Origin of the sequence: Promicromonospora sp. MS192, assembly GCF_049532985.1 — a bacterium.
Taxonomy (GTDB): Bacteria; Actinomycetota; Actinomycetes; order Actinomycetales; family Cellulomonadaceae; genus Promicromonospora.
Genome location: NZ_CP186693.1, coordinates 3,861,500 through 3,886,531 on the forward strand (window position 1 = coordinate 3,861,500; position 25,032 = coordinate 3,886,531).

General features: G+C 73.4%; 18 protein-coding genes. 7 read left to right on the forward strand and 11 right to left on the reverse strand.

Annotated features, from left to right (window positions below; genetic code table 11):
• Positions 1 to 140 precede the first annotated feature (140 nt).
• Positions 141 to 905 carry a hypothetical protein gene (locus ACO229_RS17440; RefSeq protein WP_423462290.1) on the forward strand — a complete coding sequence of 255 codons (765 nt, stop codon included), beginning with the start codon at positions 141 to 143 and terminating at the stop codon, positions 903 to 905.
• Positions 906 to 914: 9 nt separating this feature from the next.
• On the opposite strand, the gene ACO229_RS17445 is transcribed toward ACO229_RS17440, so the two are convergent.
• The 8 genes from ACO229_RS17445 to ACO229_RS17480 all read right to left on the reverse strand — a co-directional run bounded on the left by ACO229_RS17445 (position 915) and on the right by ACO229_RS17480 (position 14,085).
• Positions 915 to 1,586 carry an RNA polymerase sigma factor gene (locus ACO229_RS17445; RefSeq protein WP_423462291.1) on the reverse strand — a complete coding sequence of 224 codons (672 nt, stop codon included), beginning with the start codon at positions 1,584 to 1,586 and terminating at the stop codon, positions 915 to 917.
• A 177-nt stretch (positions 1,587 to 1,763) separates the two neighbouring features.
• Positions 1,764 to 1,997, reverse strand: coding sequence for a hypothetical protein (locus tag ACO229_RS17450; protein ID WP_423462292.1), 234 nt, complete (start codon positions 1,995 to 1,997; stop codon positions 1,764 to 1,766).
• A 102-nt stretch (positions 1,998 to 2,099) separates the two neighbouring features.
• Positions 2,100 to 3,281, reverse strand: a complete 1,182-nt coding sequence (gene wecB, locus ACO229_RS17455) for a non-hydrolyzing UDP-N-acetylglucosamine 2-epimerase (protein ID WP_423462293.1) — start codon at positions 3,279 to 3,281, stop codon at positions 2,100 to 2,102.
• Between the two features lie 143 nt (positions 3,282 to 3,424).
• Positions 3,425 to 4,033 carry a hypothetical protein gene (locus ACO229_RS17460; RefSeq protein WP_423462294.1) on the reverse strand — a complete coding sequence of 203 codons (609 nt, stop codon included), beginning with the start codon at positions 4,031 to 4,033 and terminating at the stop codon, positions 3,425 to 3,427.
• Positions 4,018 to 5,415, reverse strand: a complete 1,398-nt coding sequence (locus tag ACO229_RS17465; protein WP_423462295.1) for a glycosyltransferase — start codon at positions 5,413 to 5,415, stop codon at positions 4,018 to 4,020. The genes ACO229_RS17460 and ACO229_RS17465 overlap by 16 nt, the downstream gene beginning before the upstream one ends.
• Before the next feature lie 60 nt (positions 5,416 to 5,475).
• Complete coding sequence (locus tag ACO229_RS17470; RefSeq protein ID WP_397414293.1) at positions 5,476 to 5,658, reverse strand: hypothetical protein; 183 nt, start codon at positions 5,656 to 5,658, stop codon at positions 5,476 to 5,478.
• 99 nt (positions 5,659 to 5,757) lie between these two features.
• The gene (locus ACO229_RS17475) at positions 5,758 to 7,620 is read right to left on the reverse strand and encodes an acyltransferase family protein (RefSeq protein WP_423462296.1); all 1,863 of its coding nucleotides are present in this window, start codon (positions 7,618 to 7,620) and stop codon (positions 5,758 to 5,760) included.
• Between the two features lie 132 nt (positions 7,621 to 7,752).
• Entirely contained in the window at positions 7,753 to 14,085 is a 6,333-nt protein-coding gene (locus ACO229_RS17480) for a DUF7507 domain-containing protein (protein WP_423462297.1), read from the reverse strand.
• Positions 14,086 to 14,386: 301 nt separating this feature from the next.
• Here ACO229_RS17480 and ACO229_RS17485 point away from each other — a divergent pair, with 301 nt between their 5' ends.
• Positions 14,387 to 16,033: a LuxR C-terminal-related transcriptional regulator gene (locus tag ACO229_RS17485; protein ID WP_423462298.1), complete on the forward strand. Its 1,647-nt coding sequence runs from the start codon at positions 14,387 to 14,389 to the stop codon at positions 16,031 to 16,033.
• A gap of 20 nt (positions 16,034 to 16,053) precedes the next feature.
• Here the strand turns inward: ACO229_RS17485 and ACO229_RS17490 are convergent, their stop codons facing one another.
• Positions 16,054 to 17,316: a beta-ketoacyl-[acyl-carrier-protein] synthase family protein gene (locus tag ACO229_RS17490; RefSeq protein WP_423462299.1), complete on the reverse strand. Its 1,263-nt coding sequence runs from the start codon at positions 17,314 to 17,316 to the stop codon at positions 16,054 to 16,056.
• Positions 17,317 to 17,536: 220 nt separating this feature from the next.
• On the opposite strand from ACO229_RS17490, the gene ACO229_RS17495 reads away from it, so the two are divergent.
• The 3 genes from ACO229_RS17495 to ACO229_RS17505 all read left to right on the forward strand — a co-directional run bounded on the left by ACO229_RS17495 (position 17,537) and on the right by ACO229_RS17505 (position 20,935).
• Complete coding sequence (locus ACO229_RS17495; RefSeq protein WP_397414305.1) at positions 17,537 to 18,532, forward strand: LacI family DNA-binding transcriptional regulator; 996 nt, start codon at positions 17,537 to 17,539, stop codon at positions 18,530 to 18,532.
• 62 nt (positions 18,533 to 18,594) lie between these two features.
• Positions 18,595 to 19,776 carry a Gfo/Idh/MocA family protein gene (locus ACO229_RS17500; protein WP_423465319.1) on the forward strand — a complete coding sequence of 394 codons (1,182 nt, stop codon included), beginning with the start codon at positions 18,595 to 18,597 and terminating at the stop codon, positions 19,774 to 19,776.
• Between the two features lie 67 nt (positions 19,777 to 19,843).
• Entirely contained in the window at positions 19,844 to 20,935 is a 1,092-nt protein-coding gene (locus ACO229_RS17505; RefSeq protein ID WP_423462300.1) for a Gfo/Idh/MocA family protein, read from the forward strand.
• A 20-nt stretch (positions 20,936 to 20,955) separates the two neighbouring features.
• On the opposite strand, the gene ACO229_RS17510 is transcribed toward ACO229_RS17505, so the two are convergent.
• Positions 20,956 to 22,158, reverse strand: coding sequence for a TDT family transporter (locus ACO229_RS17510; protein WP_423462301.1), 1,203 nt, complete (start codon positions 22,156 to 22,158; stop codon positions 20,956 to 20,958).
• A 98-nt stretch (positions 22,159 to 22,256) separates the two neighbouring features.
• Here ACO229_RS17510 and ACO229_RS17515 point away from each other — a divergent pair, with 98 nt between their 5' ends.
• Positions 22,257 to 23,189 (forward strand): LysR family transcriptional regulator, encoded by a 933-nt coding sequence (locus tag ACO229_RS17515; protein WP_423462302.1) that lies wholly within the window; start codon positions 22,257 to 22,259, stop codon positions 23,187 to 23,189.
• Between the two features lie 186 nt (positions 23,190 to 23,375).
• The gene (locus tag ACO229_RS17520; protein ID WP_423465320.1) at positions 23,376 to 24,440 is read left to right on the forward strand and encodes a TerC family protein; all 1,065 of its coding nucleotides are present in this window, start codon (positions 23,376 to 23,378) and stop codon (positions 24,438 to 24,440) included.
• 70 nt (positions 24,441 to 24,510) lie between these two features.
• Here ACO229_RS17520 and ACO229_RS17525 read toward each other — a convergent pair whose 3' ends face one another.
• A complete protein-coding gene (locus ACO229_RS17525; RefSeq protein ID WP_397431551.1) occupies positions 24,511 to 24,975 on the reverse strand; it encodes a hypothetical protein in 465 nt (154 codons plus the stop codon).
• Positions 24,976 to 25,032 lie beyond the last annotated feature (57 nt).

The window sequence follows — 25,032 nt, forward strand, 5'->3', positions numbered from 1 at the left end:
TGTCCTGATTGCGTAAAATACTACTGGCGGGTGGGGTATGACCCCGCATCACGCGGGGTGATCCGGGGGGTGATCCGCGATCCAGGAGCTCGTTCCGGTTGCGCCGTCATCACCCTCTTGTGCCACCGTCTAGCCCGGCGATGAACAAGGCACCGGCAGGAGACGACGGACTCGGCACGCTGTGCGCGCGCTGGCGCAGGCACACGGTCGCCGAGGGCTGGCGCATGCCCGAGGACTGGTCGAGCCCGGCGGTCGTCCCGCTCGCCTACGCCGTGATGAACGGGCTGGCCGCCGAGGCGCCCGCCCGGGCGCTCGGCACCGCTCGCGCGCTGGCCGACGTGGGGGTCGCCGAGGGCCTGCGCGACGTCGGGGTGCTCTACGACCTGTGCCTGACCGCCCTGCCGCAGTCGGTGGCGGTGGCGTTCGCCACCGGCTGGGAGACGGCGGAGACAGGGCCCGACCCCCGGCTCGCGGCACGCGGCATGAGCGGGCTGCCCCGGCACGGCGAGTTCCTGGCGCGCGCCGCGGACGTCTTCGCGGGCATCGAGAGCACGCGGGAGGGCGGGTCCCTGGTGCTGGTGACCATCGACGGGCGGGTCGGCGGGGTCAGCGCCGCCGGGCGGCTGGTGCGGTGGAAGCGCGACGTGCTGCTCGGCGAGGCGGTCCGGCTCTCGTTCGGCGAGGAGTGGCCGTCCGGCTACCGGGACGGGGTCGCCGTCGTGCTCGGCCGGCCGGAGCCCGCGGGCCGGATGCTGGCGTCCGTCGCCCGCGCCCGGGACACCCTGGCCGGCCTGGCCCGGAAGAACCCGACCATCCTGCGCGCCCCGGTCCGGATCACGGTACGGCCGCTGCCCTCGGACCTGGCTGCCCTACGGCGTCTCCTCGACGCCGACCACGCCGCCTAGACGTCCGCGTCAGCCGTGCGGCGCGCCCCGGGCCGCGCCGTGCTCGTGCACGCCTCGCGCCACGAACCGGCGGATCGACTCGCGCGCCCGGACGAGCAGGGCCGCCACCGCATTGCTGGAGATGCCCAGGTCGGCGGCCACCAGGGAGATCGGGACGCCCTCGAACACCGTCATCTGCATCGCGTACCGCTGCCGTGGCGGGCAGGCCGCCAGACCCTCCAGCACGTCACCGAGCTCCATGGCGGACAGCGCGGCCGCTGCGGGGTCGTCCGGGGCGGGCAGGTCGCGCGCCTCGTCGATCTCCGCCATGGACGGCTGCCGGCGGCGGGACCGGTCGGTGGCGATGTTGCGCACGGTGCGCGCCACGTAGGTCTTGCCGTGCTCCCGCGGGCCGCGCCCCTCGCGCAGCAGCGACAGGATCCGGACGAACGCCTCCGCCGCCAGGTCGTCCGCATCGGCGGGGTTGCGGGTGTAGCGCCGGGCGACCTTGACGGCGTACGGGTAGTGCCGCCGCCAGACGAGGTCGATCGCGAGCGTGTCCCCGGCGCGGGCCCGGCCGAACAGCTCGACGTCGCCGGGCTCCTCCGGCTCACCGGCCGCATCGTCCGCCGCCCCGGGACCCCGGACCCCTTGCCCCGCCGGACCGATCTCGCGCTGCCAGGCCCCCGTCGTCATCGGCATCCAGATCCCCTCCTCGCCACGACGGCCGAACCGCTCGGCCGGACCGTCGGCGTACCGGTGTACGCGTTGGGAGAGACGCCGCGACACCACCGGCGTGTCGCGAGACACAGTGGTGATCGGGAGGGTGATCTGCCTGGCCAGAGGGATAAAACATGCGAATGCATGCTCAAGCGCCGGTCACTCTGGGCGCCGCCGGACGACGGGCACGACGAGCAGGTGCACGAGCACCCACGCCGCCAGCGCGGCCGCGGGGTACCGGCCCGCCACGGCGAGCACGACCACCAGGACCAGGAGCACGACGACGAGCACGCCCACGGCGGCCCGCGTCAGGGTGCGGGAAAGCCGCACCAGCCGCACCGCCTCGTCGGGCAGGGGCGGGAGCGGCGGTGGGCTGGACGGTAGATCGGGCACGGACGTCTCCTCTCGGGACGCGGCTCCCGCCGGAAGCTCGGCCCGCGCCCGAGAACCCCAGCTTCCGGGCACGGGCCGAGCAACCGGCGGGAGCCGCACGGATCAGCGGGCGAGTGCCTGCCGGGTCCACCCGGCGACGTCGTCCTGGGCCGACCGCGCAGCGAGCAGGTTCTCGACCACGTCGACCACGCGGCTCGCGGCATGGCCGTCACCGAACGGGCTGGGTGCCGACGCCATGCGCCGGTGCAGCGTCTCGTCGGTGAGCAGCGCGCTGATCGCGTCGACCACGCGCCGCGTGTGCGTGCCGACCAGCACGCCGCCGCCGGCGTCGAGCAGCTCGGGACGCTCGGTGGTCTCGCGGGTGATCACCACGGGCACGTCGAACGCCGGCGCCTCCTCCTGGATGCCGCCCGAGTCGGTGACCACGAGGGTCGCCCGCGAGAGGAGGCGCGTGAGCTCGCCGTAGGGCAGGGCGTCGGTGAGGACGACGTTGGGGGCGCCGAAGACGGCCGGCACGATCGCCTCCCGCACGATCGGGTTGCCGTGCAGCGGCACCACGACGAGCACGTCGGGAAAGAGGCGGGCCACCTCGGCGAGCGCCCGCGCGACCCGCTCGATCCCGTCGTCCCAGGACTCACGCCGGTGCGCCGTCACCAGGATCACCCGCCGCCCCTCCTGGACGGCGTTCTCGATGACGGAGTCGCTCATGCGCACCGGCCGCGACGCGGCGTGCATGAGGGCGTCGATCACGGTGTTGCCGGTGACGGTGATGTGGTGCGCGGGTACGTGCTCGTGCCGCAGGTTGCGCGCGGCCAGGTCCGTGGGGGCGCAGTGCCGGGCGGCGACGGTCGTGATGAACCTGCGGTTCCCCTCCTCCGGGAACGGGGAGTAGACGTCGCCGGTGCGCAGGCCGGCCTCGACGTGCACCACCGGGACCTGGCGGTGGTAGGCGGTGAGCGCGCCGGCGAACGCCGTCGTGGTGTCGCCCTGCACCACCACCGCGTCCACCGGGTGCGCGTCGAGGTACTCGCTGAAGCCCCGCACGGCGCCGACGAGGACGTCGTCGAGCGAGTAGCCCCGGCGCAGCAGGCCGAGGTCGTGGTCGGGGACGATGTCGAAGAGCTCGTTGACCTGGTCGAGCATCATGCGGTGCTGTCCGGAGGTCACCACCCTCGGCACGTGGGTGTTCCGCCGCTTGAGCTCGTTGACGACCGGGGCCAGCTTCACGGCCTCCGGCCGGGTCCCGTAGAGCACTGCGACCTCGCGGCGAGCTGTCTGGGGCATGCTGCTTCTCTCTGCTCGGACGAACGGCCCGCGGGCGCGAGCCACCGTGACCGACGCAGGCGGGCGGGGGCGATGACGGCCACCGCTGTGATGTCACCCGCCGGGCAGAACCCCGGTGACCTGGGACGACGCGGGCTCAGCGATCAGGCGTCGCCCGTGGGGCGCGCCACCCCGAGCAGGCCGGCCGGCGTGAACAGCAGCGCGCACAGGCACAGGGTGGAGGCCATCAGGGCCGGACCACCCACCGTGTGCATCATCCAGGCGAACCCCGTGTCGCCCCAGCGCGCGGTCGCCTCGACGACCAGCACCGTGCGGGCCGTGCCGACGACGCCGAGCACGGCGACCGTCGTCATGCCCGCGACCAGCAGCCCCGCCGCGGGCGCGCGGCGCCACAGGGCCAGCATCAGCGCCACGGCGAGCAGCGCTCCACCCACCCACCACGACGCCGATACGGGCCCGGTCACCAGCACGGCGGCCCAGACGGGCACGCCGCCCGCCGTGGTCTCGTAGGAGAGCAGGGGCCCGGCGGAGGGCACCATCGCCGGCCGGGAGAACACCTGGTCGAGCAACCGGGCGGCGAGCACGGCCTCGCCGTGCCGGAAGCGGTCGGTACCGAGCAGCGCGGCGATCCCGAGCACCGCCACCGGCACGGCCGCCAGGAGACGCGGGCCGACGGCGGGCGGCGGCGTCCGGGCGCCCACGATCCGGATCTCCACCGACGGGTCCGGCGCCTCGGTCAGGGCGTCGTCCACGGCGCCTCCTCTCGGGGTTCCTGCCGAGACTCCTGCAGGGACCGCATCACCTCTCGGGAGCGCGGCTCGCCGGGGCCGTCGCCGTGCCGCGCGGTCTTCACCCACGCGGTCTCGCCGCGGAGCACCCGCGCCAGCGCCTTCCACGCGCACGCGTAGGAGAGGTAGTTCGTCAGCACCAGGTAGTTGCCCATCAGCAGGCCCTGCCAGATGCCGACCCGCCGGTCGCGCCGCCAGTACAGCCAGCCCGAGAAGACCGCCGGGGCGAAGGCGAGGAGGTACCAGGCCAGCACCACAGCCACCGCGGTACCGGGGGTGCTCGCACGGCCGAGCAGGGCGGAGCCGTCCAGGAGCACCGTGAGCAGGCAGTAGTGGAAGAGCACCGACCACGGGAGCGTCAGCAGCCAGGGCGACAGGCAGTAGAACGACAGCTCCAGGGCCGCGGCGTGCGACAGGCGGGCCGAGCCCCAGATGGCGGGCAGCCGCCTGATCGCCATCAGGTGCCCCTGGTACCAGCGGGTGCGCTGCTGGAGCAGGCGGGGCACGGTCTCCACACCCTGCTGGTCCACGGACGCGGACGGCGTGGTGGTCAGCTCCCAGCCGTGCAGCGCGAGCGTGATCGCCAGGTCGAGGTCCTCGGTGAGCGAGTCCGACCACGGGCGCTCGCCCGCCTGGTCGAGCGCCGTGAGCCGGGTGAACTGCGCGTTGCCCCCGAGGCTGACGGTGCCGGTGGCCGCCCGGCCCACCTGCGTCACGCTCGCCACCCCCCAGAACTCGAAGTCCTGGAACCGGGTGAGGAACGAGGTCCGGTTGCGGATGCGCACCTGGAGCTGGACGCCGCCCACCCGCGGCCGCTCGAACAGCGGCAGCACGTGGTCGAGCGCCCGGGGCGACAGCCGGCCGTCGGCATCCATGACGCAGACGACCACCGACGCCGGGTCCTGGCCGCGCCCGGTCACGAGCTCGCGGATGCGGGCGATGCCCGCGTTCAGCGCCGCACCCTTGCCCTGCCGGGCATGGGGCGGCTCGCGGCGGACCACGTGCACGTCGCTGCCGCGAGCTCCCGCGGCACCGGCGGCGAGGGCGATCGCGCCCGTGGCGTCGTCCGACCCGTCGTCGACGACGACGGTGGTCGTGCCCGGGTTGATGACCAGGCCCGTCACGGTGCGGTGGACCACCTCGGCCTCGTCGAGGCACGGCACCAGGAAGTAGACGTTCCAGCCGTCCTGCACCGCCGCGGGCACCACGCCGTACTCGGCCCGTCCCTGCGCGGCGAGAGGGCTGCCGTGCCGCCGGATCCCGCGGACGCCGGAGGCAATGAGCAGCACGAAGTACGTCGTCGAGCTGACGACGATCATCGCGGCCACCAGGCTGAGCAGACCCACACGTTCCCCCTGCGTCTCACGTCGTGGGGGCGAGCCGGGCGGCCCGCCCCAGGTTGCTCCTCAGGCGTCCTGGTCCGGTTCCGCACGGCGCCGCCGGCTCTCCCTGACCAGGACGAGCCCGCCCACCACGAGCCCGATCGTCACCACGGCGAACCACAGGGACTCGAAGCCCGTCGCCGCGAGGACTCCCGTGCCGACGGCGCCGGTACCGATGCCTGTGGCGATGCCAGGGGTGTTGTACATGTCCCGTTCCTTCCGGTGAGGGGTCGCGCCGGCCGGCGCGACCCGGTACAGGTGCTCAGACGACGCCGCGGGTCTCCCATGACGGGCGGGCACGGGTGCTCATCCGGCCCGCGCGGCCGACCTGACCGCGTCGCCGAGCCACGGGGCGATCCAGGCCATGCCCGGCCGCGTGAAGTGCACCGTGTCGATGTAGGCGGGTGCTCCGTCGGGTGTCGTCTGCCGGCACGCGTCGTCCGTGCAGACGGCGTCGTGCAGCTCCAGCATCTCGACGGAGTCCCGCCGCGCGGCGACGGCGCGGAGCTGGGCGGTGTGGCAGGCCGCCCACTCCGGGGCCGCGACGGGCGTGAACTCGCGCGAGGTGGCCAGCAGCACCGGACGGCCGGGATCGCCCTCCTCGAGGATGTCGAGCGCCGTCACGAGCTGCCGGGCGTACCGTGCGGCGTACTCGCGCGAGCAGGGGTTCATCCACCGTCCGCCGACCCGCTGCTCGGCGCCGTCCCAGGCCAGGTTGACGACCACGACGTCGGGCGCGGACTCACGGACCGCATCGCGCCAGCGCCGCTCCCACGGCAGGCAGCCGGGCGCAGGGCCCTGCTCGACCGCCGTGGTCCGGCTGGTCTGCGGGCTGAACACGCCGCAGCCGTTGAAGGCCGCGTCCGTCACCGCGAACTCCTCGGGGGCGGACGTCGTCAGTGCCGTCGCGAAGTCGTGACCCAGCGAGTCCCCGAGGACCAGCACCCGGACGTCACCCGCACCCGACTCCTGCCGGACCAGGGTGGGCGCGACCACCAGGGCCCCGCAGACGGCGACGCCGAGCACCGCGAAGGAGACCCCACCCGCTCGGTTCCAGCGCCGGATCCGCACGGGCTCGCCCACGATGTGGTGCACGAAGGCGGCCAGCACGACCGACAGCGGTATCCCCACCAGCGCGACGACGGCCGGCCGGGGGTCCGGCAGCGTCTTCTGCAGGACCCAGAAGAGCGGCATGTGGACCAGGTAGAGCGCGTAGGAGAGCATGCCGACCTCGACCAGCGGGGTGGCCGAGAAGAGCCGCGCCACGGCGGTGTCCTCGCGCGTCAGGGCGAGGACCAGCCCCGCTCCGAGGACCGCGACGACCGTCATGCCGCCGCCCCGGTACAGCCACGGTTCCGTGTAGGTGCTCGTCCGCACGGACACCGCCACGATCGCCGCCAGCAGGGCGCACGTCACCAGCCCCGCCACGCGGCCGGACAGGACGACCCGCGGCGGAACCCCGGCGGCCCGGCGCCGGAGGGTCCCCACGAGCACGACGGCGGCGATCGCGCCGACCATCAGACCCACGCCGTGCGTGTGGGTGCCCAGGTACAGCAGGTCCGCATTGGCGCCGTCGTAGGTCAGCACGGTCACGGCGGTCATCGCCACGGCCGCGCCCACCGCCAGCCCCGCGACCACCGCGTGCCGCCGCCGGGTGACGACGGCGCAGACGAGTGCCAGCAACGGCGGCCACACCAGGTAGAACTGCTCGGTGAGCGACAGCGACCACATGTGCGACAGCGGTCCCGGCACGCCCATGACGTCCCAGTACGAGTCGCCGCGGACGATCTGCTCCCAGTTGGCGACGTGGAACAGCGAGGCGATGCCCTGCTGCAGCACGCGGTCGGCCTCGTCGGCGCGCCCGAGCCGGGCCACGGCGACCGCCGTGGCGCCCAGCACGACCGAGAGCGGGACGAGGAGCCGCTTGGCGCGCCGCCGGTAGAAGGCCGGCAGGCTGATCCGGCCGGTCCGCTCCGCCTCGCGCAGGAGCGTGACGGTGATGAGGAAGCCGGACAGCACCATGAACAGGTCCACGCCGAACAGGCCGTTGTCGTAGAGGTTCGTGTGGTACATCAGCACGGAGAGCACGGCGACGCCGCGCAGGCCGTCGACCGCCCGGTAGTACGTCGGTCGCTGGACTCGTGCCGGTGCGTCGGTGAGGGTGGTCACGGGTTCTACTGACGGGCGGCCCGCCCGTCGGTGACGAACGCCGGCGCGGCGTCCGCACACGGCGGGAGCCCCGCCGGCAGCCGAGGGAAGCGGCTGCCGGCGGGGCTCCCGGTCCAGGACCTCGCCGTCGCGTCAGCGGGTGTTGCGTCGCTGGTGCGCGATGACGAGGGCCGCCGCCCCGAGCAGGATCAGGAGCGCCGCTCCCGCGATGATCCAGCCGAGGTCCGCACCCGTCATCGCCAGCGGCGGGGGCGTCTTCCCGGGCGGCGTGGCGCCCGGCGGGGGCTCGTGCCCCGGCGGGGTGGCGCAGGCCTCCGCGGTGTCGGCCAGGTCGTTGTGCCCGATCCCGGCCGTGTTGGCGAACCCGCCCGGCCTGCCGGAACCGGGTTCCGGGCAGGTGAACGTGGTGGGGTCGCCCGACTCACCCGGGATGGTGGCCCGCACCTGCACCCGGTAGGTGTGCCTGCCCCCGGCGGGCAGGTTCACGTCGGTGGCCACCACGTTCGCGGCAGCTCCCTCGGTTCCACGGCCCGTCCACGTCCGGGCGGCGGTCACGCCCTGCGGCGTGTCCGTCACCTCGGCCGAGGCGACCCGGATCCCCGTACCGAACCGCAGCCGGTCGGTCAGGGTGTACTCGCCCGCCGCGGCGCCGGTGTTGACCGCCGTGATCGCGTACGTGACCGTCCACGTCCCGTCCTTGCCGGCGACCGGGTCGCCGATCACGGACTTGGTGATGTCGATCGACGGTACGGGCGCGCAGTCCGTGTCGGTCTGCGTGCCGCCGGTCTCGTCGGTCAGGGTCGCGGCGTTGTTCAGGCCCTGCTCGAGGAGGTTGCGGCCGGGCGGCGCGGTGCAGGCCGGCGAGCCCGTCCCGTCGTCGTCCACGTCGCCCTCCGCGAAGTGCAGCGGGACCTCCGCGAGCACGGTCACCCGGTAGACGTGCGGGGCGTAGCCCTTGTCGTCCAGGCCGGCGATCCGTACGTCGGTGGCGATGCGCTGGTCGCCGTCACCGTCGAACCCCTGGTTCAGGGTCACGCCCTTCGGGCCGGTGACCTTGACGTCCCGCGGGGCGACGACCGAGGCGAAGAGGAGCTCGTCGTCCAGGTCGTACGTGGTCGGCTCGGTGCCGACGTTGCCCACGGTCAGGTCGTAGACCACCTTCCAGGTGCCGTCCCCGACGGGCTTCGCCGAGACCAGGGACTTGTCCAGGGTCGGCTTGCCGGGGCGCACGCACTCGTCGTCGGCATCCTCGATGCCGTTCCAGGTGACGGCGGCGACGTTGTTCAGCGCCCCGTCGATGGTGCCGCCGTCGAGCGTGCACTCGGCGGTGTCGGGCACGTCGACCGCACCGAGGTCGACCGCGTACCGCACCGTGACCCGGTAGGTGTGCACCACCGGGGCGCGGGGTGCCTCGGCGATGGGCTGGTCGCTGACGATCCGCGGGTCGTCGGCACCGTCGAAGCCGGGGTTGATCCCGGCCGGGTCCGGAGCATCGGTGGTGACGTCCTGGACGCCCACCACCGTCACCCCCGCCCCGGGTTCGAGGGTGTCGTCCAGGTCGTACACGCCGGCGCCCGGGCCACGGTTGGTGACCGTGATCTCGTAGCTCGCGTCGTACACCCCGTCCTCGCCGTCGACCGGCGTCACCGCGCCCGCGAGGGACTTGGTGATGTCGATCAGAGGCAGCGGCGCGCACACATCGTCGTCCTGGGTCTCGCCGTTGTGCGTGAGCTCACCGACGTTCGCCACGCCACCGGCCTCGCCGGACCCGGGCTCCGGGCACCGGAGCGTGTCCGGCGTGACGACCCCCTCGTCGAGCGAGACGACCACCTCCACCTGGTAGGTGTGGCTGTCCCCGGCGGGCAGGGCCACGTCGGTCGCGACGACGTTCTCGTCGGACCCGTCCGCACCCCGGCCGGTCCAGCCGGCCGACGGCGTGACGCCGTCCGGGGCCTTCATCACCTCGGCCGACTTGACCTCGATGCCGGCCCCGTACCGCAGCCGGTCGGTCAGGTCGTAGTCGCCCTCGGCCTGGCCGATGTTGCTCGCGACCAGGTCGTAGGTGATGGTCCACGTCCCGTCGCCGTTCGGCGTCGGGCCGTCGCTGATCGTCTTGTCGATGGTGATCAGCGGCAGGGTCGGGCAGACCTCGTCCTCGCCCACGATCCCGTTGTGGTCCAGCAGCGTGCCGTTGGCCAGGCCGCCGCTCTCGCCCGACCCAGGGGGCGGGCAGACCAGGGTGCCGGGGTCGACCGTCTCCTCGTCGAGCGAGACGACGATCTCGACCTGGTACCTGTGGGTCGCGCCCGCGTCCAGGCTCACCCCGGTGGCGATCAGGTTCTCCGCCGCGTCGGGCGTGTCCCCCAGGCCGGTCCAGCCGCTCGCCAGGGACACGCCGGCCGGGCCGGTCACGCCCTTGCGCACCACGTCGACGTCGCCGCCCAGGCGGAGCTGGTCGTACACGTCGTACTCACCGGCGGCCGCCCCGACGTTCTCGGCGACGACGTCGTAGACGACCGTCCAGGTTCCGTCGCCGTTCGGCGTCGGGCCCTCGGCCACCGTCTTGTCCACGGTGATGTACGCGACCGTGACGCACGCCGCGTCGTCGTCCGTCAGGTCGTTGTGCTCGATCTGCGCGGTGTTCGACAGGCCGCCGTTCTCGCCCGGGTCGGCCGAGCAGGGCGTGATCACCACGGCGCCGTCCTCGTCGTCGATCGAGAGGACCACCTCCACCTGGTAGGTGTGGCTCTCCCCGGCGGGCAGGTTCACGCCCGAGGCGATGACGTTCTCCGGCGAGGTCTGGTCGGCACCCAGGCCGGTCCAGCCGGGCGACGCCGTGACGCCGTCCGGGGTCGTGACGACCCGGCCGGAGTCGATGACCAGGTCACCGTCCGCCGTCATCCTGTCGGTCATGTCGTACTCGCCGTCGGCCGTGCCGGAGTTCTTCGCGACGATGTCGTACGTGACCGTCCAGGTGCCGTCCCCGTTCGGGACCGGACCCTCGCTGACGGACTTCGTGATGTCGATCGAGGGGATCTCGGCGCAGGCCTGGTCCTCCTCGGTCTCGTCCCGGGCGTCCGTCATCTGCGACGTGTTGTTGAACGCGGTGTCCGAGTCGTCACCGTCCGGACCGCACTCGGTCGGGTCGTCCGCGCTGCCCGCACCGGGCACCTGCAGCGGCACGTCCGCGATCACGGTCAGCTCGTACTCGTGCGCCGCGTAGCCGTCGTCGTCGTTGCCCAGGAGCGGGACGCCGGACGCGATGCTCACGTTGCCCTGCCCGTCCCAGGCGGGATCGGTCAGCGTCACCCCGTCGGGCGACACCGTCACCTGCGCCGAGACGATGTCCGCCTCGTCGGTGAAGTGCAGCGTGTCCTCCAGGGAGTACGACGTCGCCGCGGGCGAGACGTTGGTGACCTCGATCCCGTACACGACCTCCCACTGACCGCCGCCGATCGGCGTGGCGGAGATCAGGGTCTTCTCGTGCGTCGGCTCGCCGTCGATGTCGAACCCGGCCGGGTCGCAGTTGATCTCCGGCGGCGTCTCCGAGTCGTCCGGCTGGTCCGCCTCGGCGCACGCGTTGTTGACCACGGTGTCGCCGTCGGCGGCGTCCGCCGTGATCTCGAACTCGTGCGTCTCGGTGTCACCGGGCGCCAGCTCGTCGACGGTGAACGACCCGAGCTCGGGCTGCTTGTCGTCGGAGACGACGACGTTCGTCAGCGTGCCCTGGCCGGTGTTCTCCACGACGATCCGGTACCGGACGGTCTCGCCCTCCCGGAAGACCGGGTAGTCGGCCGGGTCGTTGGCGTCGTGCCAGGTGCCGTCGGCGGCCTGGACGTACTTCTTGAGCGACGCCGAGTACATCGTGCCCATGGTCAGCGGCTCGGACGTGCGCATGACGAGCCGGGTGTGCTCGGCCCGCGCCTGGGAACGGTTGACCCAGACGTCGCCCGGGTCGGCGCCGTCGGTCTCGATGGTGATCTTGAAGGCGAGCGACGCGCCCGGGGCGAGCTGACCGCCGATCACGCGGACCGCCGTCGGGTTGGCGGGCATGGTCGTGGTCCACCCCACCGTGTTGCCCGCGGGGTTGCCGGCGGCGCCGTTCGAGGCGTGCGCCGGGTCGTCCGAGAGCGTGGCCGGGTCCGCGTCCGTGTAGTAGACCGTGGCACCCGCCGGGACGTCGACGCCGGTCACGCGGTAGGTGCCCGCGTAGTCCGTGCCACGGCCGTCCCCGTTGTACGGGAGGATGTCGATCGTGTCCGTGAACCGCTGGGGCAGCGGGTCCTCGGACTTGAGCGTCACCGTCCACGAGCCCGTGCCGTCGCCGGAACCGTCCGGGTTGGCGATGAACCACTGGTCGGTGCTCTTGCCGATCAGGGTCTGACCGTTCGTGGTGATCGTGACCTGGGAGGTCGCCGGCGGTGTGGTCGTTCCCCCGAAGGTGCTGGTGGCCGTGTTGGTGAGCACCTGACCTGGTCGGACCGAGTTACCGGCCACGGCCTGGTACGTCAGGGTGTGCTCCTCGTTGGTCGGCACATCGTTCAGGGTCCATCGCAGGATCTGCTGCCCTGCCGCGTTGGTGGTCACCACGGGCGCCGGGTTCGCGGACCCCGCGACGTAGGTCATGCCCGCCGGGAGCGTGTCGGTGATGACGTAGCCGTCCACCGTGTCGGGGATCGCGCCCGAGCCGTTCGCCGAGTAGGTCAGCGTGAACGTCCCGGGCTCACCCGGCTTGACGGTCGACTGGCTCGCAGCCTTCCGGATCGCCGGGGTGGCGGTGACGGTCCGCAGGATGTCACGGCGCCCGTTCGTGAACGGGTACCGCGTACCCGGCGTGGCCGTGATGTCCGACGAGTTCCAGGGCTCGCCCGGACCCTCCCAGACACCGCTGACCGGGTTGTAGACCGAGCCGAACATCCAGATGTCCTGGCCGGGCCGCACGTTGTCCTTGATCGTCGTGTAGCCGACGAACTGGATGCCGTTGAAGCCCTCGGCCGTGAGCAGCGAGTCCGGGTAGAGGATCCGGATGGCCTGCACGGTCGACAGGTCCGCGGGCTGGGTCGTGGTCCAGCCCGCCGGGTTGGAGCCACAGTTGAACGTGTTCGGGTTGGCGACGTTGCCCACGTAGTACTGGATCGCCGGCGGGTTGTCCAGCTCGCTCGCACCGCCGTCCCCCGTGGGGGCGAAGCCGCGGATCGCCGGGAAGGCAGTTCCGGCCGGCGGCGGGGTGTACGTGACGTACGTCGTGTCGAACACCAGGCACTGGCCGTGCTGCGCCGTCGGGGGCGCGTTCAGGCGGGCGGCGGTGTTGTTGAGGTACTGCATCACCGTCGTGCCGGGCGAGACCCGGTAGGTGTCGTCCCAGTTGGTCCCGCCGGCCCCCGTGAAGGGGCGGTACCACGCGGCCGCCCAGCGACCGGGCAGCACATAGGTCTTGCTGGTGCTGTTGTTGCCCGGAAGGTCGGTGGACCTCAGCCCCGTGGTCGAGGTGTAGGTCGGGGCGTTCGACTGCAGGGTGAGCGAGCCGGCCTGGTTCGTGGCGACGTGGAGCCACAGGCTGCCGCTCGCGATGTAGTTCCAGTCCGTCGGCAGCGGGTTCCGCTCGACCGTCGAGTCGTACCTCGGAACGGTGGCGAGGTCGTAGTTGATGCCGGTCAGCCGCAGGTCGAACACGCCCGGCTGGCCCGCGACCGGCGTCAGGGTGCAGCTGTCCACGAAGGACGTCTGCTGATCGGCCGGCTGGTTCGGCACCTCGGACCAGGGGACTCCGGTGGCCCGGTAGCCATTGAAGGGTGTGCAGCCTGTGTCACCGTTGTACTTGGTGCCGACGGTGACAGGCCGGCCGTTGCTCTCGGTGAAGCGCAGCCGGTAGGTCACGCTGTCGGGACCAGGATCAGAGCCCTTGCCCAGTCGCAGTGCCCACTCCAGGTCCAGGTCGACCGACCGGTAGTTCTCGTCCCACTGGTAGTACGTGGTGTTGCCGCCGAACTGCATGTCCATCGCGAAGTCGTTCTCGATGGCGATCGGGTCCAGCGGCATCTCCAGCCCGTTGGTCTCGCCGACGGCGGTGAGCTCCTCGCCCGTCTCGCCCTCGACCACCACGGGTGTCTGCACGATCACCGCCGTGCCCTGCTCGACGGTGCCCAGGTTGCAGGTGAGCGTCCGGCCGTCGGCGGAGATCGCCGAGACCGGGTCGACGTCGGCCTTGAGGCACAGGTCCGGGATCTCGTTGAACCGCCCCCTGTCGAGGGTGACCGTGAACGTCACGTCGTCGACGGGGTCGTTGGCCGGCGCCTCCTCGTCGTCGTTGACGTTGATCCGCCAGACGGCGTTGACCACGTCACCGCGGCCCACGGTGTCCGGCGTGCTCGCCTCCCACTCCCCGTCGATCTCGTAGACGGTCTCGGCGGACGCGGGCGGCGCGGCCGTGGCGACGAGCCCGCTGCACGCCGTCACGGCGGCCATCGCACCACCGATCAAGCGCCTGAGCAGACTGCGCCGGGAGTCCCGCGCCCCCGGAGCCACCTCGACGTGACGACCTCTTCTCCTGCGACCGGTGCGACGGTCTTGTGACGGACTGTGCATGGGTTTCCTTTCCTGTTCACACGCGTCGCTCGCGTGCTTCCCGCTCCCACCACAGACGTCGACCGGACGACCCGGCTCCGGGCACGGCGCCGAAGTTCCTCCGGTACTTCATCGGTCTCACCACCCGGATCACCCCGGCCGGCCGAGGCGCGCGCCCGGGCGCCACGGCAGGATCCGAAAGGTGCCGCGACCGTCCGACCTCCCGACCGGGGCGGACGTCCGCGCCGGGCTCGCGTCCGGTGATCCCGACCGCTTCGAGGTGCTCTTCGACGCCCTCTGGTACGACCTGCCGGGCAGGTTCGCCCCGGAGGTGCTGAGTGCGGTGCAGGGCCTGCCCGCGGCCACCGTCGAGGCCCGGCCACGGCTGGCGCACGCGGCCCTGCTCGCCCACCACCGCACCGGCCTGGCCGACGGCGACCTCCGGCAGCTGCGCCGGGCACGCCAGCTCTACACCGCCACGGGCCTGCGGTTCGGCAGGCGCCTGGCGTCGGTGACCCGGCCCGGCGACCTCGGCACGGCGGGCACGGTCGCCGTCGTCGCCGAACGCCTCCGGGGCGACCACGAGCGGGCCGAGCGGCTGGGGGCCTGGACCGACGCGCAGACCACGCTGGGCACCGGGCACCAGGCCGCGTCGGGCACCGGGGCCGCCGCGCGGCCGGGGTGGCTGTCGGCGGAGCGCGGGCTCGCGGCGCTGCTGGCCGGAGCGTTCGACCGGGCCACCCGGCTGCTCACGAGGGCGCACGCCGAGGCGGGCGACCCGCCCCACGCCCACTTCGCCGCACCCGGTGCCGCCGCGCACCTCGCGCTGCTCACCGCGTACCGCGGCCATCTCGACCTGTCCCGCTCCTGGCTCACCGCCGCCGAGGAGTCCGGGGCGGTGGATGCCTGGATCACGCGTCTGACGGGTGCCGGAGCCGAGATCGCCCGGGCGCTCACGGCCGTGCACGAGGGGGACGCCACGCACGCCGCGCAGCTCCTGCACCGGATCGGGCCCGCGACCGAGCACCTCGACCTCTGGCCCTTCGTGGCCCACGCGGCCGCCACCTACGAGGCGTCCTTCGGCGACCCCCAGCGCGGTCTGCGCCTGCTCGACCGCGCGCGGCACGAGCACGGCGCCCTCCACCCGGACCCCACCACGCTCACCGGCGAGCTCGTGCTCCGCGCCGAGGCCACGCTGCTGCTACGGGCCGGCGCCGGCACCCGCGTGCTCCACCTCGCCGACCGGTACGCGGAGGTCGACTCCCTGGTTCTCCACGCCGCCTGGGCGCACGCCCTGGCCGGCGAGCACCACGAGGCGGCCCGGCTGTCCGCGGAGGCGCTCCAGCACCGCGACCTGCCGGTCGGCGACCTGATGGGCCACCACCTGGTCCAGGCCGTCACCGCCCTGCGGTCGGGGCAGCGGGAGCGGGCCGGGGACTCGTTCCGGACCGCCGTCGGGCTGCGGTCGACCCCGGCGCACGTCCTCCCGTTCCTCACGTTGCCCCGTGACGTGCTCGGCGAGCTGGCGGCGCTCGCCCGGGTCCCGGACCCGCTGCGCACCGGCACCGTGACCGTCCGGCACGTCCCACCGCCCCCGGAGCCGCTGGTGCACCTGACGCCACGAGAACGGGAGGTGCTGCGCGCGCTCGCCACCGGCCTCACCGCCGAGCAGGCCGCCGCACGGTTCGGCGTGGCGGTGACCACCGTGCGCACGCAGATCCGCTCCGTCTACCGCAAGCTCCGGGTCTCGCGACGCAGGGAGGCGCTGGCGCGGGCGCAGGAGCTCGGCCTCCTCCGCGTACCCCGGCACACGCACGACGACGACGCGCGGACGCCCGGGCGGCGCTGACCGCGGCCCGGGCCACCGCCTCAGCGGCTCCGCACCACGAGCGCCACGTTGTGCCCACCGAACCCGAACGAGTTCACCAGCGCGAGGTCCGCGTCGGTTCGCCGCGCCTCGGTGACGACGTCGTGCGGGATCTCCGGGTCGACCTTCTCGGTGTTCACGGTGGGCGGGATGACGTGGTCGCGCAGGGCCAGCAGCGCGGCCAGCGCCCCGGCCGCCCCGGAGGCTCCGAGCATGTGCCCCGTCATGGACTTCGTGGCGGTCACCGGTGCCGTGATCCCGGCGCCGGTCAGCGCGTCGGACTCGTTGCGGTCGCCCGCGGGGGTCGAGGTGGCGTGCGCGTGGACCAGGCCGACGTCGGCCGGCCCGGCGTCGGCGTCGCGCAGCGCCGCGGTGATGGTCCGTGCCTGGTTGGCGGGGTCGGCGTTGACGATGTCCCGGCCGTCGGACGTGACGGAGGCGCCGTCGAGGTAGCCGTACACGGTCGCGCCGCGGGCCCGGGCGTGGTCCTCGCGCTCGAGCACCAGCACGACGGCGCCCTCCGCGAGGACGAAACCGTCCCGGTCCTGGTCGAAGGGGCGCGACGCGGCGGCCGGGTCCGGGTTGGTCGACAGCGCCCGCATCTGGGCGAACCCGGTCAGCGACAGCGGGGTGACGCCCGCGTCCGCGCCCCCGGCGACGACGACGTCCGCCCGGCCCGCGCGGATGAGGTCCAGACCGGTCGCGAGCCCCTGGGCGCCCGCCGCGCACGCCGTGGTCGGCGCGTGCGCACCGGCACGGGCCCCGAGCTCGATGGACAGCCAGGCCGCGGGACCGTTCGGCAGCAGCATCGTCACCAGATGGGGCGACACCCGCCGCGGGCCCTCCGTCACCCGCACGTGCTCCTGGATCCCGATCGACCCGATGCCGCCGTACGCGGTGCCGACGGAGGTCGCCAGCCGGTCCGGGTCGACCTCCGGGCGGCCGGCCATCGCCCACGCCTCCCGGCCCGCGAGCAGGGTGTACTGCTCCGCGCGGTCGAGCCTGCGCCGTTCCCGGACCGGCACCGCCTCCACGTAGGCGGGATCGATCGTGCCCGCGATCCGGACGGGGGCGTTGTCCGCGACGTCGACGCCGATGTGCCGGATCCCCGACCGCCCGGCCCGGAGCGCCGACCAGGTCGGCTCGGCCCCGAGGCCGAGCGGGGTCAGAGCGCCGTACCCGGTCACCGCGACCCGGTTCGCCCCCCGCGTCCCCTCGTCGGCTCGATGCCGGTGGTCGTTGCGGTTCGCACTCTCAGATGACACGACTTCCCCCAAGGAAAACGTAGGGAGCTTCGGGCGGACTGCAGCTCGTGCGGGCCGACACCATCCCGCGACATGACTCATTTGACCGGTTTGTAGTTGCATAGTCAATCAATAGTCACGGATGACCATAAGGACATACATCACATAGCACCGCATGCCGCCCGCATGCCACGGCCGCGCGCTGATGCACCTGCCCACCACCCCAGGGGACACTGTGACCGTGCCAGCCCGCCACCCCACGAGCCACGACGTCGCGCGCGCCGCGGGAGTCTCGCAGTCGACGGTCTCCTACGCCCTGTCCGGCAAGGGCACCATCGCGCCCCGGACGCGGGAGCACGTGCTGGCGGTGGCGGCCTCGATGGGCTACCGGCCCAACCTCGCGGCGCGGTCGATGCGCACCCAGCGGTCGGGGCGGCTCGCCGTCGTCACCGGCGCCACCGTGGACAACCGGCTGCGCATGTTCACGGGCGCGGCCGAGGTCGCGGCCGAGGCGGGCTACGCCGTGGACACGCACAGCGTGGACGGGACCGCCGAGGACCGCACCGAGCGCGTCGCCGACCTGGCGCGCAGCGGGCAGGTCGAGGGCGTCCTGACCTTCCTGCCCGTCGTCCGGGAGGCCCTCTCCCTCGACGACGACGCCGCGCCCGTCGTCGCCGTCACGGCGTTCGACGAGCAGATGCGCACCACCGGCGAGCTCGCCGACGCCGGCCTGCTCGGCACCGTGATCGGCGCGCTCGTCGAGGCCGGGCACCGGCGGTTCCTGCACGTGGCCGGTCCCGAGCACTTCGCCTCGGCGCGCGCCCGCCGGGACGTCTACCTGGCCGAGGTCGCCCGGCACGGCGTCGAGTCGCTCGGCGTCGTCGGCGGGGCGTGGTCGCCCGCGTCAGGCCGTGCGGCGATCCTCGCCCTGCCCGATGACGCGCCGCCGCTCGCGGTGATCGCCGCGAACGACAACGTGGCGCTCGGCGTGCTGCGGGGCGCGACGGACCGTGGGTGGTCGGTGCCGGGCGACCTCGTCGTGACGGGCTGGGACGACGCCGAGTTCAGCGCGTACACCACGCCGTCGCTCACCACGATCCCCGTGGACTTCCGGGAGGCCGGCCGCCGTGCCATGCGCCGGCTGCTCGCGGCGGTGCGGGGCGAGGAGGCCCCCGAGCCGACCGGACCGCTCCAGCACGTGGTCTGGCGGGAGTCGACCGGCCCGATCCGGCCTTGACAACGCACGCACCGGCCCGTGACGATGATGAACCGCTGCATCATACGTATGATGCAGCGGTGATGACGACGTCAACCGGAGGAAGCATGCTGAAGATCGGCATCGTCGGCACCGGGGGTATCGCCGGTGCGCACGCCGAGGGATACCGCCGCTTCGCCCAGGAGTGCGAGGTCGTGGCCGTGTGCGACATCGTCCCCGGCAAGGCCGCCGAGCAGCGCGCACGGCTCCAGGTGCCCGACGCGCGGGCCTACGAGAGCATCGAGGACCTGCTCGCCGCCGAGGACCTCGACCTGGTGAGCATCACGACGCCGCCGTCGACCCACGCCGAGCTGGCCGTCACCGCCCTGCGCGCCGGCGTGGACGTGCTGGTGGAGAAGCCGATGGCACCCTCCCTGGAGGAGTGCGACGCGATGATCGCGGCCGCCGCCGAGCACGACCGCGTGCTGTCCGTCGTCGCGCAGAACCGGTTCCGTGACGACATGGCCACGCTCAAGGAGGTGCTGGACTCGGGGCTGACCGGGCCCGTCTCGCACGTCCAGGTGAGCTCCGCCTGGTGGCGGAGCACCGCGTACTACGACCTGTGGTGGCGCGGCACGTGGGAGTCGGAGGGCGGCGGGTGCACGCTCAACCACGCGATCCACCACCTCGACCTGACCCTGTGGATGCTCGGTGCGCCCCGCGCGGTCACCGCCGTCCTGACCAACGCCGCGCACGAGAACGCCGAGGTCGAGGACCTGTCCGTGGCCGTGCTGCAGTACGACCGCGCCCTGGCCGAGGTGACCAGCTCCGTGGTGCACCACGGAGAGGAGCAGACGATCGTCGTCCAGGGCCGGCACGCGAGCGTCGCCCAGCCCTGGAAGGTCGTGGCCTCCGCGCCCCAGCCGAACGGTTTCCCCGCTCCCGGAGGCGACCCCGACCGGGTGGCGCAGATCGAGGCGCTGGCCGCGGCCCGGGAGCCGCTGCCCCACCTCGGGCACCCGGGCCAGATCGGCGACACGCTGGCGGCGGTCCGCGAGCGCCGCGCACCCGCGGTGACCGGCGCCGACGGACGCCGGGCCGTCGAGCTGGTCACCGCGATCTACCAGGCGGGCATCGAGCGCCGCACGGTCGACCTGCCGCTGCGCCCCGAGGACCCGTACTACCGCACGGGCACGCTCGTGGAGCGAGCGCCGCACTTCTTCGAGAAGACGGGGTCGGTGGGCGACCTGCCCGGCGCCATCACGGTGGGCAGCAGCACCGCGTGACCCGCGCCCCGCACCAGGACCAGGACGACCAGGGCAGCACCAGCAGAACACCACAGGAGCAGACCACATGAGCGCGACCAGCGGCGCGAGCTACGCCCCCGAGCCGATTCCCGACCCCGTGGTGGGTGCGGGCGACTTTCCCTTCGCCGCCGTGCGGCTGGACCACGGGCACATCTACGGCATGTGCGACGGCCTGCGGTCGGCGGGCGGCACCCTGAAGTGGGTCTACGACCCGGACCCGGCCAAGGTGGAGGCGTTCCGCGCCAAGTTCCCCGACGTCCGCGTCGCCCGCAGCGAGCAGGAGGTGTTCGACGACGACGAGGTGCGCCTGGTGGCCGGTGCCGCCGTGACGTCGGAGCGGGCGGCCCTCGGCCTGCGCGCGATCGAGGCGGGCAAGGACTACTTCACGGACAAGGCCCCGCTGACCACGCTGGAGCAGCTCGACGCCGCCCGGGAGGCGACGGCGCGGACCGGGCGCAAGTACGCCGTGTACTACTCGGAGCGCATCCACGTCGAGGCCGCCGTGCTGGCCGACCAGCTCGTGGAGCGGGGCGCGATCGGCCGGGTGCTCCAGGTCATGGGCCTCGGCCCGCACCGCCTGGGCACGGGCCGCCCCGACTGGTTCTTCGAGAAGGAGCGGTACGGCGGCATCCTGTGCGACATCGGCAGCCACAACTTCGAGCAGATGCTGCACTACGCGGGCGCCGAGGACGCGACCGTCACGCACGCCGCCATCGCCAACTACAACCACCCGGAGCACCCGGAGCTGGACGACTTCGGCGAGGCCAACATCGTCATGGACAACGGTGCGGCGGGCTACTGCCGCGTCGACTGGTTCACGCCCGACGGGCTCAGCACCTGGGGCGACGGCCGCACGTTCATCCTCGGCACCGACGGCTACATCGAGCTGCGCAAGTACGTGAACGTGGGCACGGACGAGGGGCCGGGGCACGTGTTCCTGGCGAACGGCGAGGGCGAGCGCCACCTGGTCGCCAAGGGGAACGTGGGCTACCCGTACTTCGGCCGGCTCATCCTCGACTGCCTGGAGCGCACCGAGACCGCGATGACGCAGGAGCACGCGTTCAAGGCGGCGGAGCTGAGCGTGCGCGCCCAGGCGATGGCGCGCGTCCTCACGCCGAGCGTGGCACCTGCCTCCTGAGGCAGCGGACGGCACGCTCCTCACGCACGGTGCGGTGCGAGGAGCGTGCCGTCCAGGACCGCACCCCGGAAGGTGCGTGCGGCCACGGTTCCCCAGGCGCCGAGGAGCGCCACGTAGAGCGTGACGGCGAGCACCTGCAGCGCCACCGCGCCCGTGTGCAGTGCGAGGGCGCTCGCTCCCGTGACACAGGTGCCGACCGGGAAGGTGAAGGACCACCACGTCAGCCCGAACGGCAGGCCCGCCCGCGCCGTCCGCACCGTGACCGCGAGGGCGACGGCCGCCCAGAGCAGCGCGAACCCGAGCACCGGCAGGCCGTAGAGCACGGCGGCCAGCTCGACCGCGCGTGATCCGTGCGGGCCGAGCACCGTGTACGCGACGCCGCCCAGCAGGTTCGCCGCGGTGACCGACTGCCCGAGCGGGCCCAGCAGGATCCACAGGGTCGGCACGGTCGCGGCGGGTCCGGTCTTGTGCCGTGCGAGGCGTGACCAGACGAGCGTGATGATCACGAGGGACGCGATCAGGCTCGTCCCGAACATGCCGCCGCAGGCCAGCAGCAGGGTGAGCCGCCACTGCCCCGCCGGGACGTGCGGCACGAGCAGTGCGCCGGTCGCCGCGGAGACCATCGGCGGCACGACGGGCATGAGCCACCCGCCGAAAGCGGCGTCGTCGGCCACGTCGTACCGCGTGAAGGTGAGGTAGGGCACGAGCACCGCGGTCACGAGGCCGAGGCACGTGCCCAGCGTCCACAGGACGGCGCTCACGGTCAGGGCCGCGGCCGGGCCGAGCACGTCGGTGCCGACCAGCAGGGTCCCGGCGCCGACGGTGAGCAGGGCCATCGCGGGCGCCCCGTAGAAGTGCCCCGTGACGGGGTGCAGCAGGTGCCCGCGCGCCACCGCGGGGAAGCGGACCCAGTGCGCGACGGTCGCGCCCGCCAGCACCAGGAGCAGCAGGGTCGCGGCGCCCCAGACGACGGTCGCGGCCGCGCGCAGGCCCGGCACCTGCACGGGCAGGGTCACGGCGGCGTTCGCGACGATGCCGGTGCCCATGACCGCGGCGAACCAGTTGGGCGTGACGGCGGAGACGGCGTCGGACGGCGACTCCAGGACCCGGAACAGCACCCGGCGCCGGCGCGGTGGTCCCGGGGTACCGCTTCCGGTGGCAGGCTCCGACGCGCCACCTCCGGTGGTCGGTACCGGCGGGGTGGGAAGCAGTGCGTGGGCCATACCGCCTACGGTCCGCCCGCGGGGCCGCTTCGGGTAGGGGCAATCTCTTCGCAGGGCACAAGCTACGCTTGTGTCCTCGAACGGTGGGGGGAGCCGGGATGGAGCGCGGTCCGGACCTGGAGGCACTGTCGGCGCTCGCCGCCGTGGCCGAGTCCGGCAGCCTCTCGGCGGCCGCGGGCCGGCTGGGCGTCACGCAGCAGGCCGTGTCCCTGCGCATCCGGTCCCTGGAGTCGCGGCTCGACGTCGTCCTGCTGAGCCGGTCCCCCCGGGGCTCCACGCTGACCGCCGTCGGCGAGCTCGTGGTCGCCTGGGCGGAACCGCTGCTGGCCGCCGCCCGCGAGTTCACCGACTCGGTCGATTCTCTGCGCGCGGGCCGCGGCCGGACGCTGCGCGTCGCGGCGAGCCTCACCATCGCCGAGCACCTGCTGCCCGAGTGGATCGCACGGTGGCGCGCGTCGGTGGGCGACGCGAGCCCGGCCGTGCAGCTCAGCACCGCGAACAGCATCGGCGTGGCCGACGCCGTGCGCGGCGGCACCGTGGAGCTCGGCTTCATCGAGGCGCCGACGGTGCCCGCCGACCTCGGGTCCGTCACCATCGCGCAGGACGAGGTGGTGATCGTGGTGCCGGCCGGTCACCCGTGGGCGCGGCGGGGCACGGTCTCGCCGGAGGTCCTGGCACGCACGAGCCTCGTGCTCCGCGAACCGGGCAGCGGCACGCGCCAGGCGCTGGAGGATGCCCTGGCGGCGGCGGGCCACCCGCTGGCCGCGGAGCCGGCGGCGGTGCTGTCCACGACGCTCGGCGTACGCAGCACGGTGACGGCGGGGACCGCCCCGGGAGCGCTGAGCTCGCTCGCGGCGCGCGAGGACGTCCGGGCCGGCCGCATGGTACCGGTACGGATCGAGGGTGTGCGCGCCGTCCGCCCGCTGACGGCGGTCTGGGCGGGCGCACGCCCGCCGCGCGGTGTGCGCGACCTGCTCGACACGATCGGCCGCCTGGCCCGCCGGATGCCGGTCGCCACGAACGTGCCGTAGACTGGTGGTCGCGGGGGGAGTACTTCACCAACATCGTCCGGTCATTACGGCGCACCAGCGACCTCGGGCGGCGGCCTTGGCACCCACCAAGGCGAAGGAGACCTCGGAGCCGACTACTTTGGAGACTCCTTGCTCGCGACAGCATCGAACGCTGCCCCTGCCCTGACGTCGATCGCCGGCCCCACGATGTGGGCCGTGACCATCCTGGCCGTCATCGCCCTGCTGGTCGTCGACTTCCTCATCACCCGGCGCCCGCACGAGGTGTCGATGCGCGAGGCCCTCGGGTGGAGCGCCTTCTACATCGCCCTCCCCCTCGCCTTCGGCGGCTGGATCTGGGCCGCCTTCGGGTCGTCGACCGGCGTGCAGTACCTCACCGGGTACCTGGTCGAGAAGTCGCTGTCGGTCGACAACCTGTTCGTCTTCATGCTGCTGCTCAGCGCCTTCGCGGTACCGCCGGCGTTCCAGCAGCGCGTCCTCCTGCTGGGCATCGTCGGGGCGCTGGTCCTGCGCGGCGTCTTCATCGCGCTCGGCGCGGCCGTCCTGGCGAACCTGAGCTGGGCGTTCCTGCTCTTCGGCGGCATCCTCCTGGCGACGGCGGTCAAGATCCTCCTCGACCAGGTCCGCGGCAACGGGCACGACGTCGACGTCTCGCAGATGCGCTCGGTCCGCCTGATCCGGCGCTTCATGCCCATCACCGACGACTACCGCGGCCCCCGCCTCTCCGTGCGGGAGAACGGGCGCCGCATGCTCACCCCGCTCGCGGTGGTGGTCGTGGCCGTCTTCGCCACCGACATCGTCTTCGCCGTGGACTCGGTCCCCGCCGTGTACGGCATCACGAGCGACCCGTACCTGGTGTTCGCGACGAACGCCTTCGCCCTGCTCGGCCTGCGCGCCCTGTACTTCGTGCTCCAGGGCGCCCTGAGCAAGCTGGTCCACCTCGGCTACGGCCTCGCGACGATCCTCGCGTTCATCGGCGTCAAGCTGGTGCTGCACTGGGCGCACGGCGTCTGGCCCGGCGTCCCGGAGATCCCGACCCTCGCGTCGCTGGGCGTGATCGTCGGTGTGCTCGCCGTCGTCACCATGACGAGCCTCTGGGCCACCCGGAACGCGGACGAGGACTCCGCCCACGCGGACGGCTCCGCCCACGCGGTCGAGCACCTGCCGCAGGACGGCGCCGAGGCCGAGGGCGGCCGCAGCGACGAGGCCCGGGCCGACGAGACGCAGGACGCACCCGCGCGCGACCGGCGGTAGCACCGGCGACAGAGCGGTACCGCACGGCGAACCGGGCGTGGCACGCGACGTGCCACGCCCGGTTCGCCGTTCAGCGGTGCCGTGGCCCCCCGGACGCCGCACGGCTCCGCCGCGACCGGCCGTTCCCCGCCTCCGGGCCCGTCGCCCCGGCCCGCCCGGCGTCCCACACCCGCTCGATGCCCAGGCCGCGCAGGTCGACGTCGGTCACGGTGACCCCGTCCGGCCCGATCCAGCGTTCCGGCTGGAAGTGGTCGTCCGTCGCGGCGTCCCAGCGCCGCATGAACGGCGTGCCGCTGGCGGTGATGACGACCGACCCGTACGCCGCCGGGAGCGGCTCCGTGGGCAGGTGGACCAGCGTGTACGTCCCCACCAGGTCCGACGCGCTCACCGAGGCCACGCTGTACCAGTTGCCGTCGGTGTCCCGCTGGACCGCGTACCCGCTGGCGTCGAGGACCACGGCGAGGGGCGGCAGGTCGGCGTCCCGGAGATCCTGACTGGTCCGGTAGACGGTGCCGACCTGGGCTGCCTGGCTCATCGGGTGCTCTCCTCGTCGCGGTATGGGTCGTTATCACCCCATCCAAGCGGAAAGTGC

What these genes read in the sequence shown, in the direction of transcription:
- ACO229_RS17440 (WP_423462290.1), top strand. Translation starts at nt 141, where the DNA reads ATGAACAAGGCACCGGCAGGAGACGACGGACTCGGCACGCTGTGCGCG.
- ACO229_RS17445 (WP_423462291.1), bottom strand. Translation starts at nt 1,586, where the DNA reads ATGCCGATGACGACGGGGGCCTGGCAGCGCGAGATCGGTCCGGCGGGG.
- wecB (WP_423462293.1), bottom strand. Translation starts at nt 3,281, where the DNA reads ATGCCCCAGACAGCTCGCCGCGAGGTCGCAGTGCTCTACGGGACCCGG.
- ACO229_RS17470 (WP_397414293.1), bottom strand. Translation starts at nt 5,658, where the DNA reads ATGTACAACACCCCTGGCATCGCCACAGGCATCGGTACCGGCGCCGTC.
- ACO229_RS17480 (WP_423462297.1), bottom strand. Translation starts at nt 14,085, where the DNA reads ATGGCCGCCGTGACGGCGTGCAGCGGGCTCGTCGCCACGGCCGCGCCG.
- ACO229_RS17500 (WP_423465319.1), top strand. Translation starts at nt 18,595, where the DNA reads ATGACGACGTCAACCGGAGGAAGCATGCTGAAGATCGGCATCGTCGGC.
- ACO229_RS17505 (WP_423462300.1), top strand. Translation starts at nt 19,844, where the DNA reads ATGAGCGCGACCAGCGGCGCGAGCTACGCCCCCGAGCCGATTCCCGAC.
- ACO229_RS17510 (WP_423462301.1), bottom strand. Translation starts at nt 22,158, where the DNA reads ATGGCCCACGCACTGCTTCCCACCCCGCCGGTACCGACCACCGGAGGT.
- ACO229_RS17515 (WP_423462302.1), top strand. Translation starts at nt 22,257, where the DNA reads ATGGAGCGCGGTCCGGACCTGGAGGCACTGTCGGCGCTCGCCGCCGTG.
- ACO229_RS17520 (WP_423465320.1), top strand. Translation starts at nt 23,376, where the DNA reads ATGTGGGCCGTGACCATCCTGGCCGTCATCGCCCTGCTGGTCGTCGAC.
- ACO229_RS17525 (WP_397431551.1), bottom strand. Translation starts at nt 24,975, where the DNA reads ATGAGCCAGGCAGCCCAGGTCGGCACCGTCTACCGGACCAGTCAGGAT.